The following is a 13,530-nucleotide window of genomic DNA, read 5'->3' as shown; positions in this document are numbered from 1 at the left end:
ATGACCCGCGACGTTATACGTAACACTTCGGTTCGGAGAGGTGCGCGATGGCCACGGGCTATCTGGAGATACTCAGGACGCGGTACGCCGCGAGGCTGCTCGCGGGCACCTTGGTGGGGCGGCTGCCGAACGCCACGGCGCCGATCGCGATCCTGCTCTTCGTCCGCGCGGAGGGTGGTTCCTACAGCCTGGCGGGGGCGCTGGCGGCGGTCTACGGCGTGGCGAACGCGGTCGGTCAGCCGCTGCTGGGCCGGCTGGTGGATCTGCTGGGGCAGCCGCGGGTCCAGCTGCCCGCCGTACTGGTCTCGGCGGCTGCCATGGGTGTCTTCGCGTTCACCGGGATCGGGCCGTTGCCGCTCGCGTACGTCTGCATGGTGGTGGCGGGGCTGTTCACACCGCCGCTGGAGGGCGGCCTGCGGGCGCTGTGGCCGTCCGTGCTGCGCCGGCCGGACCAGGTGCACGCGGCGTACGCGATGGACGCGGTGGCGCAGGAGGTGATGTTCACCGTCGGCCCGCTGCTGGTGACCTTGTGCGTGTCGCTGTGGTCGCCGCAGGCCGCGCTGCTGGTGCTGAACGTCATCGGGGTGCTCGGGGCGCTGTCGGTGGTGGTGACGCCGCCGTCGCGCGCGTGGCGTTCGGCGCCGCGAGAGGCGCACTGGCTGGGCGCGCTGCGTTCGCCGGGGCTGCTGGCGCTGCTGGGTGGGTTCCTGTTCGTGGGCATGGCGCTCGGTTCGATCACGGTGGCGGCGGTGTCGTACGCGGACGACCGCGGCGGTGATGTGGTCTACGGCTGGCTGATGGCGGGGCTGGGGCTGGGCGCGCTGGTCGGTGGCACGGTGTACGGGGCGCGGCAGTGGTCGGGGGTGCCGGAGCGGCGGCTGCGGGTGCTGGTGGCGCTGCTCGCGGTGTGTTATCTGCCGCTGCTGCTGATCCCGGGCCCGGTGGCGATGACGGGGCTGACGGCGGTGGCGGGTGTGTTCCTGGCGCCGGCGCTGGCGTGCGCGTTCGTGATCGTGGACCGGCACGCTCCGGAGGGGACGGTGACGGAGGCGTTCTCGTGGCTGGTGACGACCTTCACGGTGGGTGCCTCGGTGGGTACGGGGCTGGCCGGGCCGGTGGTCGAGCACGGTGGGGCGCGGTGGGGCTTCGCGGTCCCGGCGCTGGCGGGGGCGGTGTCGTTGCTGGTCCTGCTGGCCACCGGGCGGGTCCTCGCAGCTCCCGCCAGGGAAGGGGTGATTGCGGCCGTATCCGAAAATGATCCAAACCGTGCCGCCGAACCCCGTTTCAGTTCAGGGGAACGGGCGTAATGTTCAGTCATGGACCGCCGCATTTTCGGGCTGGAGAACGAGTACGGCGTCACGTGCACGTTCAGGGGACAGCGCCGCCTGTCGCCTGACGAGGTGGCGCGGTACCTCTTCCGCCGTGTCGTGTCATGGGGCCGCAGCAGCAATGTCTTTCTGCGGAACGGCGCCCGGCTGTATCTGGACGTCGGGTCACATCCGGAATACGCGACACCCGAATGTGACAACGTGACCGAGCTGGTCACCCACGACAAGGCCGGCGAGCGCATTCTCGAAGGACTCCTGGTGGACGCCGAACGACGCCTGCACGAGGAAGGAATCGCGGGCGACGTCTACCTCTTCAAGAACAACACCGACTCGGCGGGAAACTCCTACGGCTGCCACGAGAACTATCTGGTGGCCCGGCACGGGGAGTTCTCCCGGCTCGCGGACATTCTGATCCCGTTCCTCGTCACCCGTCAGCTGCTGTGCGGCGCGGGCAAGGTGCTGCAGACTCCGCGCGGTGCCGTGTACTGCGTCAGTCAGCGCGCCGAGCACATCTGGGAGGGCGTCTCCTCGGCGACGACGCGTTCCCGTCCCATCATCAACACTCGCGACGAGCCGCACGCGGACGCGGAGCGCTACCGGCGGCTGCATGTCATCGTGGGCGATTCCAACATGTCCGAGACGACCATGCTGCTGAAGGTCGGCGCGACCGATCTGGTGCTGCGCATGATCGAGGCGGGCACGGTGATGCGTGATCTGACCCTGGAGAACCCGATCCGGGCGATCCGTGAGGTGAGTCATGACATCACGGGCCGGCGCAAGGTGCGTCTGGCCAGTGGCCGTGAGGCGTCCGCCCTGGAGGTGCAGCGCGAGTACTACGAGAAGGCCGTGGACTTCTGTGAGCGCCGCGGTATCCGTACGGGCACCGTCGAGCAGGTCCTGGAGCTGTGGGGCCGTACGCTCGACTCGATCGAGTCGGAGGACCTGGACCGGATCGGCACCGAGATCGACTGGGTGATGAAGTACAAGCTCATCGAGCGGTACCGGGCCAAGAACAACATGACGATGTCGCATCCGCGCGTGGCGCAGATAGACCTCGCCTACCACGACATCCACCGCCGCAGGGGGTTGTACTACCTCCTGGAGCGCAAGGGACAAGCCGCGCGGATCTGCAACGACTTGAAGATCTTCGAGGGCAAGTCCGTTCCGCCGCAGACCACTCGGGCCCGGCTGCGCGGTGACTTCATCCGCAGGGCCCAGGAGCAGCGCCGGGACTTCACGGTGGACTGGGTGCATCTGAAGCTCAACGACCAGGCGCAGCGCACGGTGTTGTGCAAGGACCCGTTCCGTTCGGTCGACGACCGGGTGGAGAAGCTGATCGCCGGGATGTGAGCCGGAGGTTCCGGTGTGCAGCCGGAACGCAACACGGGCGCCGTACGTTTCCCGTACGGCGCCCTGCTCACGTCGTAGAGTTGCGCGCACGCAAACCACAAGATCGATCGATTACGAGGCCCCCACCGTGCGCCGACGCTCCCTCCTCATCGCCGTTCCCGCAGGGCTGGTCACCCTTTCCGCCTGCGGGGACGACGGCTCCGACTCCGGCCAGGCCAGCAGCAGTGAGGCGTCGCCGTCCGCGTCGGCCGGTCAGTCGGCCCCTCCACCGCCGAAGATCGTGGACGGCCCGCTGCCCGCGATCACGGCGGGCACGAAGTTCGACGAGAAGCCGACGATCGCGAAGGGCAGCGGGAAGCCGTCGGACCAGCTCGCGGTGCGGACGGTGATCGCGGGCGGCGGCGCCAGGGTCGCGGAGAACGACTACGTCCAGGCGAACTACCTGGGTCAGGTCTGGGACTCCGCGAAGGTCTTCGACAATTCCTACGACCGTAAGGCGCCGCTGGTGATCCAGCTCGCCGCGGGCAGCATCATCGACGGCTGGCGGTACGCCCTGGCGGGCAAGAAGGCGGGCAGCCGGGTCGAGCTGGCCGTCCCGCCGACCTGGGGTTACGGCTCCCAGGGCAATGCGCAGGCGGGCATCAAGGGGACCGACACGCTGGTCTTCGTGGTCGACATCCAGGATGTGTTCAACGCGAAGAGTTCCGCGAAGGGCACCGATGTCGCGCAGGACGACATCGATCTGCCGAAGGTCGGCACCAACACCGACGGCAAGGCCCCGGAGATCACGGTCCCGAAGGGCGACGCGCCGAAGGACCTGGTGTCGAACTACGTCATCGAGGGCGACGGGGCGGAGCTGGCCGCCGAGGACACCGTCCTGGTGCAGTACAAGGGTGTGCTGTGGGACACGGGCAAGGAGTTCGACTCCAGTTACAGCCGCAGCGCGCTGACGTCGTTCTCCCTCCAGCAGGTCGTCAAGGGCTGGTCGCAGGGGCTGACCGGCAAGAAGGTCGGCAGCCGGGTCCTGATCGTCGTCCCGCCGGCCCTGGGCTACGGCGACTCCCCGCCGGCCGACAGCGGCATCAAGAAGGATTCCACGCTGGTCTTCTCGGTGGACATCCTCGCGAAGATGTAGCGCCGCGCTTCGGGACGGGCCCCCGCGCCCGCCCGCCGTGGAGATGAAACACTGGCCTCGTTGCAGTTTCCGTACGACGTAATGACACGCAGGAGCGACACGTGAGCATCGACAAGCCCGAGGTGGACTTCCCGGGCGGCGAGCCCCCGGCGGATCTTGAGATCAAGGACATCTGGGAGGGTGACGGCCCGGAGGCGAAGGCGGGCGCCACCGTCTCCGTGCACTACGTGGGCGTGGCCTTCTCGACCGGTGAGGAGTTCGACGCGTCCTGGAACCACGGCAAGCCGCTGCAGTTCCAGCTCGGTGTCGGCCAGGTCATCCCCGGCTGGGACCAGGGCGTGCAGGGCATGAAGGTGGGCGGCCGGCGTCAGCTGATCATCCCGCCGCACCTGGCGTACGGCGACCGGGGTGCCGGTGGCCGGATCGGACCGGGCGAGACCCTGATCTTCGTCTGCGACCTGATCGCGACCTGATCACCGTCTGAGTCCGAGGTCCGAGGTCCGATCGGCGTCCGGCGCGGGTACGGTCGCGGCCCGATCACGGCCCTATCGCGGCCCGGTCTCCGTCCGTCCGGACTCCGTACGCGCGAGTGCCGGATCCTACCGGAGTCGATCAGCCGGGCCCATGCCTGACCGGGCATGGGCCCTCGGCTTTTGTCCCGCCGCCGCGGGGCGGTACGGTCATCGGTCAGAAGCACCATAGGGAAGGCGAAGGGCGTCGATGGCCATTGCCAAGGCCGAGCGGTTGATGAACCTCGCGCTGTGTCTGCTCGGGACCCGGCGTCCGCTCAGCAAGCGGGAGCTTCGGGAGTCCATCGAGGCATATCTCGAAGCGGGCAGTGACGACTCCTTCAACCGTATGTTCGAGCGCGACAAGGATGATCTGCGCGAACTTGGCTTGGTCATCGAGACCGTCGAGAACCTCGACGGCGAGGTCGGCTATCTCGCCCGCCGGGACAGCAACCGGCTGCCGCCCATCACCCTGGACGCCGAGGAGGCCGCGGCCCTCGGCCTCGCCGCGAAGGTGTGGCAGCAGGCCCGGCTGGCCGGTGCCGCGAGCGGCGCCCTGCAGAAACTGCGCGCGGCGGGGCTTCCCGAGGATGTCGACCCCTATGAGGCGCACAGCGCGCTGGAGCCGCGCATCCCGGTGCACGAGGCCGCGTTCGAGCCGCTGATGCTGGCGTGCCGGGACCGCCGCCCGGTCACCTTCGCCTACCGCAAGGCCACCGCCGCGCACCCCGGGACCCGGACCGTGGAGCCCTGGGCGCTGGAGTGCTGGCGCGGTCACTGGTATCTGGCCGGCTGGGACCGCGACCGCGGGGCCGAGCGGGTCTTCCGGCTGTCCCGGATCACCGGGAAGGTGCGCTCGCGCGGCGGCCGGTTCAGTGTGCCCGTCCCCGATGTCGTCACCGTGCGGGAGACCGTCGCCGGGTGGGCGGGGGAGACCGCCGACCGCAGCGCCCGTATCCGGCTGCGCTCGGACGCCGGGTACCCCTTGCGGGCGAAGTCCACCTGGGTCCGGGAACTCGGGGACGGCTGGGACGAGTTGGAGATTCCGTACGGACACGGCCTGGACGCCTGGCTGGTGGAGTTCGGGCCCGACGTGGTGGTCCTCGAACCGGCCGAGCTGCGGGCCGACGTGGTGGAGCGGCTGCGTGCCGTCGCCAAAGGCTGAGGGGGAACGGACAAGCACAGTGGGGACAGGGACAGTGGCCGGTAGACCCATCAGGCCCGCGAACGCCATCGACCAGACCCGTCGGATGCTCTCCTTGGTGACCTATCTCAGGGAGCGGCCCGGCGCCCGGATCGAGGACGTCGCGCGCGCCTTCGGCATCACCGAGGACGAACTGGTCTCCGACCTCGATGTGCTGCCCATGTGCGGGACCAGCTTCCGCGGCGGCGACCTCCTCGACATCGACACCGACGGCGAGCGCATCTGGTGGCACAACCCCGCCGCGCTGGGCGCGGAGGCCGCCGAGCCGCTGCGGCTGGCCGCGGACGAGGCGACCGCGCTGCTGGTGGCTGCCCGCGCGGTGGCCACCCTGCCCGGACTGCGCGAGAGCGACCGCCAGGCACTGGTGCGGGCCACGGCCAAGGTGGAGACGGCGGCCGGTGAGGCGGCAGGCGCCTCCTCCCGGCTGTCGGTGACCTTCGAGTCCGAGGGCGGCGTCTTCGCCGACGTGGACCGGGCGATCTCCGAGCGCCGCCGGCTGTGGATCCGCTACTACTCACCGGCGCGGGACGAGCTGACCGAGCGGGAGATCGACCCGATCCGCCTGGTCAGCGTCGGCCACACCTATGTGGAGGCGTGGTGCCGTCGCTCCGAGGCGCGGCGCACCTTCCGGCTGGACCGGGTCGCCGAGATCCGGGTGCTGGACGAACCGTCCGCGCCGCCGGAGGTCGAACTGCGGGATCTGTCGGAGGGGCTGGTGCAGCCCGCCGCGGAGGACCCCGAGGTCGTCGTGGAGGTCGAGCCCGGCGGGCGCTGGGTCGCCGAGTACTACCCGCACGACAGCGCCGAGGAACTGCCCGACGGAGGGCTGCGGATCACGCTGCGCACCCCCGACCCGGCCTCGCTCAGAAGGCTGGCGCTGCGGCTCGGAGCCGACGGGCGGATCGTGACGCCCCAGGACCTGGCCGACAGCGCCCGGCGGGCCGCGCGCCAGGCGCTGGAGGCGTACGACGGGATCGACGCCGACGGGACGTCCGGTGCGGGGCGGGACGACGGGGCCCGGTGAGCCGTAGGCACAGGGAGGGGTGCCGGGGCCGCGGGCGGTACGCCCCGGGGGCGGACGGCACGGTCCGGGGCGCCGCGCACCCGGCGGGCCCTGTGAGGACCGCGGGCGAACGACCAGGAACAAAGGGGAGCAGGGCTGTGAGCGAGTCGATGGTGTCCGATGCGCGGGGCATGACGGTCGCCGCCGCGTTCGCCGGGATGAGGAGCGCGGACCCCGTGGTCTTCCGGGCGGGCTGCCCGGACTGCCGGGGCAGCTTCGAGCTGACCGCGCCCGCGCTGCGCCTGGCCATCGGCGCCACCAGCCGCACCACGTTCTACTCCTTCACCTGCCCCGACTGCGGGGTACTGGTACGCAAGCCGGCGGGAGAGCGGATCGTGGAACTCCTCACCGGGGGCGGAGTCAGCACCCTGCGCCTGCACTCAGCGCTCTGACCCCGGCCCCGGGGACCGGTCGGCCCACTGGGGTTCCACCGACCGGGGCTGTCCGCCGCCACTGACGCCGGATGCTCCCCTCGCCCGCCGAAGGCCCGAAGACGCCCGGGGTTCCAAGGGCCGCCGAAGCCCTTGGCTCCGGAAACCCCGACGGCCACCGAGACCCGGCCCCGAAGCCCTTGGCCCCGGAAACCCCGACGGCCACCACGACCAGGCCAACGACCTCCGACCACCGACCTCCGACCACCGACCTCCGACCACCGACCACCGACCACCGACCTCCGGCCGCTGCCCCCGGCCCTCGTCCGCTGCCCCCGCCCGCGCCCCCCGTCCGCCAGGGGACGGTCGGCGTTCGGGCGGAGGTGCGGCTGTGAGGGCGGTGTCGTGACCGTCTAGGCTCTGGCGCATGTTCTGGGCGATGTTCGCGGTGACGGTGGGTTTTCTGGGGATCGCGGTGCTCGGGGTGTGCGCTCTGCGGGTGTTCGTGGCGGCACAGCGCCTCGGGCGGCAGGTCTCGCAGTCCGCGGAGCGCATCGGCAGGGCCGCCGAGGACCTGGAGCAGGCCGCCGCCAGCACCGCGCGTTCTGTCGATTCCCTGTGAATGCGGCGCCGGCGTACGCGGGCCGTGATTTGGACTGCTTCGCCCTGTCACCAGGCCGGGAACGGCAGGTACGCTGCTGATCGCGGCCCGGGGACGAGGCGCGGACCGCGGACAGGGAGTACGGAGTACGCACAGGGATTGCTCGGCGTTCACCCCTGAGCGTTACGATCGCTGCTGCACGGCTGATCGGACTCGGGTCCGACCGGCTGGACAGCACCCACCCAGCCGCCTCGGTGAGAAGGTAAATGGCCTATGTTCGGAAAGATCGGCGCCCCCGAGATCATTCTCATCCTCGTCGTCATCATCCTGCTGTTCGGCGCGAAGAAGCTTCCGGACATGGCCCGCTCGCTCGGTAAGTCCGCTCGTATCCTCAAGAGCGAGGCGAAGGCCATGAAGGATGACGGCAACAAGACCGCCACCCCGGCCGACCCGCCGGCGCCCACCACGGACGAGCAGAATCCGGCTCAGCGCATCATCCAGGCCGCACCCGGCGACGTGACCAGTTCCCGACCGGTCGCCGAGCCGACGGACTCGACCAAGCGCTGACCGAGGGCCGGTGACCTCCGGCCCGCCGCACGAGATGGGAACGTGGGTTGCTGAAGTCTGCCCGCAAGCAGGAGAAGGACCCGGACGGGCGGATGCCCCTCGCGGAACACCTCCGTGAGCTGCGCAACCGGCTCGCGAAGGCTTTGCTCGCCATCGTCCTGATCACGGTGGTCGCGGCTTTCTTCTACAACGACATCATCAACTTCTTCACCCGGCCGATCCTCGACTCGGTCGGGTGCACGCAGTCCTTCGAGGAACTGGCGGCGACGAAGTCGGGTCAGCCCTGCGCGCAGATCACCATCAACGGTCTGCTGACCCCCTTCACCCTGGCGCTGAAGGTCTCCCTCATGGCGGGTGTCGTCCTCGCCTCGCCGATCTGGCTGTACCAGCTGTGGGCGTTCGTCGCGCCCGGCCTGCACCGGCACGAGAAGAAGTACGCGTACGCGTTCGTCGCCACCGGCGCCCCGCTCTTCTTCCTCGGCGCCTACTTCGCCTACAACGTGCTGCCGAAGACGGCCGAGGTACTGATCGAATTCACCCCCTTCGGCGTCAACAACCTGCTGCCGCTGGACGACATGCTCGACCTGGTCACCCGCATGGTGATCGTCTTCGGCCTCTCCTTCGAACTCCCGCTGCTGCTCGTCATGCTCAACTTCAGCGGAGCCATCACCGGCAAGCGGATGCTCGGCTGGTGGCGCGGCATGATCATGGGCATCACGGTCTTCGCGGCCATCGCCACGCCCAGCACCGACCCGATGACCATGATGATGCTGGCCGGGCCGATCTGGGTGCTGTACTTCGGCGCCGTGGCCATCGCGCTGTTCAACGACCGGCGCAGGCGCCGCCGTGAGGCCGAGGGTCCCGACGACGACGAGGCGTCGGAACTGGATCTCACCCCCGAGTCGATCGGCGAGGTCGAGTCCGTCTCCGCCGCCCGCGCGCTGCCGGAGCAGGCCGGCACCGAGCGGATCAACGGTTATGACGATGTGACCTGAGCAACACCCCCGCCTCGTAAGGTCATGGGGATGACCAGCGAGATCACCCTCTTCGTCAACCCCACCGCGGGCCGCGCCCGAGCGCGAGCCACGGGGACACCACGACGGCGAGAGCGTGGCCGCACACAGCCCGGGGCGGCCGAGCGGCGCGTCCACGCTCTCGCCGTCGCCGTCGAGCGGCCCGACGCCGAACGGTCCGCGAACCCCGCCGTGCGCGCGGCCCAGCAGACCGCCGCCGCCCTGCGCGCGGCCGGGTACACGGTACGGGCGGTCCTCGGAGAGGACGCCGAGGACGCCCTGGCCCGCGCCCGGACCGCCGTCGCGGACGGCACCGGCGCGCTGATAGCCGTGGGCGGCGACGGCATGGCCCAGCTCGCGCTCCAGGCGGTGGCCGGCACCGCCACCCCGCTCGGTCTGGTCGCCGTGGGCACCGGCAACGACTTCGCGCGCGCCCTCGGTCTGCCCGTGCGGGACCCGGCCGCCGCGGGTCGGCTGATCGCCGACGGACTGAAAGGGTCCCGGGTGCGGGAGGTGGACCTGGGCCGGATCGGCGACCGCTGGTTCGCCACCGTGCTCGCGACCGGCTTCGACTCCCGCGTCAACGACCGCGGCAACCGGATGCGCCGGCCCGCCGGCCGCCTCAAGTACGACCTGGCGATGCTCGCCGAACTCGCCGCGTTCCGGCCGCTGCCGTACCGCCTCACCCTGGACGGCGGGGCCGTGCGCGAGATCGAGGCGTCCCTGATCGCGGTCGGCAACGGTTCCTCGTACGGGGGTGGGATGCGGATCTGCCCCGGCGCCGACCTCACCGACGGGCTGTTCGACCTGACCGTGGTCGGGGACTGTAGCCGCGCCACCCTCGTGCGGGTCTTCCCGCGCGTGTACCGGGGCACCCATGTCGACCACCCCAAGGTCAGCGTGGTGCGGGCCGCGACCGTGGAGATCGCCTCCGAGGGGCTCACCGGGTACGCCGACGGCGAGCCGCTCGGCCCGCTGCCCCTGACGGCGCGCTGCGTACCGGGCGCCGTACGGGTCGTGGCACCGTGACGGGGCGAGGCGAGCGGGCGCCCCCGCCCCGACCGGCACCGCCCCGCGCCCCGCACCGGGCACAGCCCAGCGCGCCCCGATGGCCACAGCCCCGCACAGCCCCGCGCCCCGACCGGCCCCGCGCCGCAGGACCGGCACCCCTCCGCCCCGCAGGACCGGCACCGCCCCGCGCACCCCGATCGGCCCGGGTGCCTCCCGGCCCGGGGTCGGCCCTCCTGAGCTGGGCGGATCCGTCGGCCCCTGACGCGGATCGGGATAATGATCGTCCTGTTGTCAGTGCGGCCGGGTACGCTCGAAAGCACGATGACAGAGGACCTCTCACCTGCCGAGCGGTACGCGGCAGCCCGCAGGCGTGCTGCGGACCAGGCCACCGCTTTCGCGTCCTTCCGCGAGATGTACGACTTTGGCCTCGACCCCTTCCAGATCGAAGCCTGTGAGGCACTGGAGTCCGGGAAGGGCGTGCTGGTCGCCGCGCCCACCGGGTCCGGCAAGACGATCGTGGGCGAGTTCGCCGTCCACCTCGCCCTCGGACAGGGCCGCAAGTGCTTCTACACGACACCCATCAAGGCGCTGTCGAACCAGAAGTACGCCGATCTGTGCCGCCGTTACGGCAGCGACAAGGTGGGCCTGCTCACCGGCGACAACAGTGTGAACTCCGACGCCCCGGTGGTCGTGATGACCACCGAGGTGCTGCGGAACATGCTGTACGCGGGCTCGCAGACGCTCCTCGGCCTCGGCTATGTGGTCATGGACGAGGTGCACTACCTCTCCGACCGCTTCCGTGGCGCCGTCTGGGAGGAAGTGATCATCCACCTCCCCGAGTCGGTGACCCTGGTGTCACTGTCGGCGACCGTCTCCAACGCCGAGGAGTTCGGCGACTGGCTGGACACGGTCCGCGGTGACACCGAGGTGATCGTCTCCGAGCACCGGCCCGTGCCCCTGTTCCAGCATGTGCTCGCCGGGCGCCGGATGTACGACCTGTTCGAGGAGGGCGAGGGCCAGAAGAAGGCCGTCAACCCCGATCTGACCCGTATGGCCCGGATGGAGGCCAGCCGGCCCTCCTACCAGGACCGCAGACGTGGCCGGTCCATGCGCGAGGCCGACCGCGAGCGGGAGCGCCGCCAGCGCTCACGGGTGTGGACGCCCGGCCGCCCCGAGGTCATCGAGCGGCTCGACGCCGAGGGCCTGCTGCCCGCCATCACCTTCATCTTCAGCCGCGCCGCCTGCGAGGCCGCCGTCCAGCAGTGCCTGTACGCGGGACTGCGGCTCAACGACGACGAGGCGCGGCTCAAGGTCCGCGGCCTGGTCGAGGAGCGCACCGCCTCCATCCCCACCGAGGATCTCCACGTCCTCGGCTACTACGAGTGGCTGGAGGGCCTGGAGCGCGGGATCGCCGCCCACCACGCGGGCATGCTGCCGACCTTCAAGGAGGTCGTGGAGGAACTCTTCGTACGCGGTCTGGTGAAGGCCGTGTTCGCCACCGAGACCCTCGCGCTCGGCATCAACATGCCCGCCCGGTCCGTGATCCTGGAGAAGCTCGTCAAGTGGAACGGCGAGCAGCACGCCGACATCACCCCCGGCGAGTACACCCAGCTGACCGGCCGCGCCGGACGCCGGGGCATCGACGTCGAGGGCCATGCCGTGGTGCTGTGGCAGCGCGGGATGAACCCCGACCACCTCGCCGGGCTCGCGGGCACCCGTACCTATCCGCTGCGCTCCAGCTTCAAACCGTCGTACAACATGGCGGTCAACCTGGTCGAGCAGTTCGGCCGGCATCGCTCGCGTGAGCTGCTGGAGACGTCGTTCGCGCAGTTCCAGGCCGACCGGTCCGTGGTCGGCATCTCGCGGCAGGTGCAGCGCAACGAGGAGGGCCTCGACGGCTACCGGGCCTCCATGACCTGCCACCTCGGCGACTTCGAGGAGTACGCGCGGTTGCGCCGGGAGCTGAAGGACCGTGAGACCGAGCTGGCGCGGCAGGGCGTGGCCCAGCGGCGGGCCGAGTCCGCGGTCGCGCTGGAGCGGCTCAAGCCGGGTGACGTGATCCATGTGCCCACGGGCAAGTACGCCGGGCTGGCCCTGGTCCTGGATCCCGGGCTGCCCGCCGGGCGCTCCAACGGCCATCGCGGCTTCGACCACCACGACGGGCCGCGCCCGCTGGTGCTGACCGCCGAACGGCAGGTCAAGCGGCTCGCCTCGATCGACTTCCCGGTGCCCGTCGAGGCGTTGGAGCGGATGCGGATCCCCAAGTCGTTCAATCCGCGCTCCCCGCAGTCCCGGCGCGATCTCGCGTCCGCGCTGCGTACCAAGGCCGGGCACATCCCCGCCGAACGGCATCGCAAGAAGCGGGCGCAGGCCGCCGACGACCGGGAGATCGCCCGGCTGCGGACCGAGCTGCGGGCCCACCCCTGCCACGGCTGTGCCGACCGGGAGGACCACGCCCGCTGGGCCGAGCGCTATCACCGGCTGCTGCGGGACACCTCCCAGTTGGAGCGTCGGATCGAGGGACGTACCAACACGATCGCCCGGACGTTCGACCGGATCGTGGCGCTGCTGACCGAGCTGGACTATCTCCGCGACGACGAGGTCACCGAGCACGGCAGACGCCTCGCCCGGCTCTACGGCGAACTGGACCTGCTGGCCAGCGAATGCCTGCGCGCCGGGGTCTGGGAGGGGCTCACCCCCGCCGAACTCGCCGCGTGCGTCTCGGCGCTGGTGTACGAGGCGCGGGTGAGCGACGACGCGATGTCGCCCAAGGTGCCGTCCGGGAAGGCGAAGGCCGCGCTCGGCGAGATGGTGCGGATCTGGGGGCGGCTGGACGCCATGGAGGAGGACTTCCGGATCACCCAGACCGAGGGCGTCGGCCAGCGCGAGCCGGATCTCGGGTTCGCCTGGGCCGCGTACATGTGGGCCTCCGGGACGGGGCTGGACGAGGTGCTGCGCGAGGCGGAGATGCCCGCGGGTGACTTCGTCCGCTGGTGCAAGCAGGTGATCGATGTGCTCGGGCAGATCCAGGCCGCGGCGCCGCAGGGGTCGACGGTGGGGAAGTCCGCGCGGAAGGCGGTCGACGGGTTGCTCCGGGGGGTTGTCGCCTACTCCTCCGTCGGGTGAGGGACGCCGACCTGGCCGCGACGCGGTGATGGTCGGCCGAGTCCGAACAGGGCTATGAGCAGGGCCGTTGCCGCGAAGGCCGTGGACCAGGTGAACGCCGTGACCGTGGCCTGGGTCAGAGCCCGGTCCGCCTCGCTGGTGAGCGGCATGTACGACGAGGGGTCGCCGTCGCGGGCTGCTCGCCGACGACGGAGGTGTGCGGACCGGCTCGCCCGGGGAGTGATGCCCCTGCGTGATGCCCCTGGGTGATGC

General features: G+C 70.8%; 13 protein-coding genes. 12 read left to right on the top strand and 1 reads right to left on the bottom strand.

The features are described 5' to 3' along the window. Positions 1-47 precede the first annotated feature (47 nt). The 12 genes from ACIQNG_RS22525 (at position 48) to ACIQNG_RS22470 (ending at position 13,278) form a co-directional block, all read left to right on the top strand. Entirely contained in the window at positions 48-1,307 is a 1,260-nt protein-coding gene (locus tag ACIQNG_RS22525; protein ID WP_401487260.1) for an MFS transporter, read from the top strand. A gap of 9 nt (positions 1,308-1,316) precedes the next feature. Next, positions 1,317-2,678, top strand: coding sequence for a Pup--protein ligase (pafA, locus tag ACIQNG_RS22520; protein ID WP_401429075.1), 1,362 nt, complete (start codon positions 1,317-1,319; stop codon positions 2,676-2,678). Between the two features lie 127 nt (positions 2,679-2,805). Beyond that, positions 2,806-3,813 carry an FKBP-type peptidyl-prolyl cis-trans isomerase gene (locus ACIQNG_RS22515; RefSeq protein WP_401487259.1) on the top strand — a complete coding sequence of 336 codons (1,008 nt, stop codon included), beginning with the start codon at positions 2,806-2,808 and terminating at the stop codon, positions 3,811-3,813. 101 nt (positions 3,814-3,914) lie between these two features. Then, positions 3,915-4,286 (top strand): FKBP-type peptidyl-prolyl cis-trans isomerase, encoded by a 372-nt coding sequence (locus ACIQNG_RS22510; RefSeq protein ID WP_401429079.1) that lies wholly within the window; start codon positions 3,915-3,917, stop codon positions 4,284-4,286. Between the two features lie 247 nt (positions 4,287-4,533). Beyond that, the gene (locus ACIQNG_RS22505; RefSeq protein WP_401487258.1) at positions 4,534-5,487 is read left to right on the top strand and encodes a helix-turn-helix transcriptional regulator; all 954 of its coding nucleotides are present in this window, start codon (positions 4,534-4,536) and stop codon (positions 5,485-5,487) included. Positions 5,488-5,521: 34 nt separating this feature from the next. Next, the gene (locus ACIQNG_RS22500) at positions 5,522-6,550 is read left to right on the top strand and encodes a helix-turn-helix transcriptional regulator (protein WP_401429083.1); all 1,029 of its coding nucleotides are present in this window, start codon (positions 5,522-5,524) and stop codon (positions 6,548-6,550) included. 137 nt (positions 6,551-6,687) lie between these two features. Next, positions 6,688-6,981, top strand: a complete 294-nt coding sequence (locus tag ACIQNG_RS22495) for a hypothetical protein (RefSeq protein WP_401429085.1) — start codon at positions 6,688-6,690, stop codon at positions 6,979-6,981. Positions 6,982-7,387: 406 nt separating this feature from the next. After that, a complete protein-coding gene (locus tag ACIQNG_RS22490; RefSeq protein ID WP_401429087.1) occupies positions 7,388-7,582 on the top strand; it encodes a hypothetical protein in 195 nt (64 codons plus the stop codon). A gap of 252 nt (positions 7,583-7,834) precedes the next feature. Then, entirely contained in the window at positions 7,835-8,128 is a 294-nt protein-coding gene (gene tatA, locus ACIQNG_RS22485; RefSeq protein ID WP_401429089.1) for a Sec-independent protein translocase subunit TatA, read from the top strand. A 47-nt stretch (positions 8,129-8,175) separates the two neighbouring features. Next, complete coding sequence (gene tatC, locus ACIQNG_RS22480) at positions 8,176-9,123, top strand: twin-arginine translocase subunit TatC (RefSeq protein ID WP_401429092.1); 948 nt, start codon at positions 8,176-8,178, stop codon at positions 9,121-9,123. Between the two features lie 30 nt (positions 9,124-9,153). After that, positions 9,154-10,170 (top strand): diacylglycerol kinase, encoded by a 1,017-nt coding sequence (locus tag ACIQNG_RS22475; RefSeq protein WP_401487256.1) that lies wholly within the window; start codon positions 9,154-9,156, stop codon positions 10,168-10,170. Between the two features lie 258 nt (positions 10,171-10,428). After that, positions 10,429-13,278, top strand: coding sequence for a DEAD/DEAH box helicase (locus ACIQNG_RS22470; protein ID WP_401487254.1), 2,850 nt, complete (start codon positions 10,429-10,431; stop codon positions 13,276-13,278). On the opposite strand, the gene ACIQNG_RS22465 is transcribed toward ACIQNG_RS22470, so the two are convergent. Next, positions 13,260-13,427 carry a hypothetical protein gene (locus ACIQNG_RS22465; protein ID WP_401487252.1) on the bottom strand — a complete coding sequence of 56 codons (168 nt, stop codon included), beginning with the start codon at positions 13,425-13,427 and terminating at the stop codon, positions 13,260-13,262. The two genes, ACIQNG_RS22470 and ACIQNG_RS22465, sit on opposite strands and share 19 nt — an antisense overlap. Positions 13,428-13,530: the final 103 nt, after the last annotated feature.

The organism is Streptomyces sp. NPDC091377 (genome assembly GCF_044757045.1).
Taxonomy (GTDB): domain Bacteria; phylum Actinomycetota; class Actinomycetes; order Streptomycetales; family Streptomycetaceae; genus Streptomyces.
Note: the sequence above shows the minus strand (reverse complement) of the source record. Positions and strands in the feature narration are given on the sequence as shown.

Bases quoted from the DNA above. Each gene is read 5' to 3' on its own strand.
- ACIQNG_RS22475 (WP_401487256.1), top strand. From the start codon at position 9,154: ATGACCAGCGAGATCACCCTCTTCGTCAACCCCACCGCGGGCCGCGCC.
- ACIQNG_RS22470 (WP_401487254.1), top strand. From the start codon at position 10,429: ATGATCGTCCTGTTGTCAGTGCGGCCGGGTACGCTCGAAAGCACGATG.
- pafA (WP_401429075.1), top strand. From the start codon at position 1,317: ATGGACCGCCGCATTTTCGGGCTGGAGAACGAGTACGGCGTCACGTGC.
- ACIQNG_RS22490 (WP_401429087.1), top strand. From the start codon at position 7,388: ATGTTCTGGGCGATGTTCGCGGTGACGGTGGGTTTTCTGGGGATCGCG.
- ACIQNG_RS22465 (WP_401487252.1), bottom strand. From the start codon at position 13,427: ATGCCGCTCACCAGCGAGGCGGACCGGGCTCTGACCCAGGCCACGGTC.
- tatA (WP_401429089.1), top strand. From the start codon at position 7,835: ATGTTCGGAAAGATCGGCGCCCCCGAGATCATTCTCATCCTCGTCGTC.
- ACIQNG_RS22505 (WP_401487258.1), top strand. From the start codon at position 4,534: ATGGCCATTGCCAAGGCCGAGCGGTTGATGAACCTCGCGCTGTGTCTG.
- ACIQNG_RS22525 (WP_401487260.1), top strand. From the start codon at position 48: ATGGCCACGGGCTATCTGGAGATACTCAGGACGCGGTACGCCGCGAGG.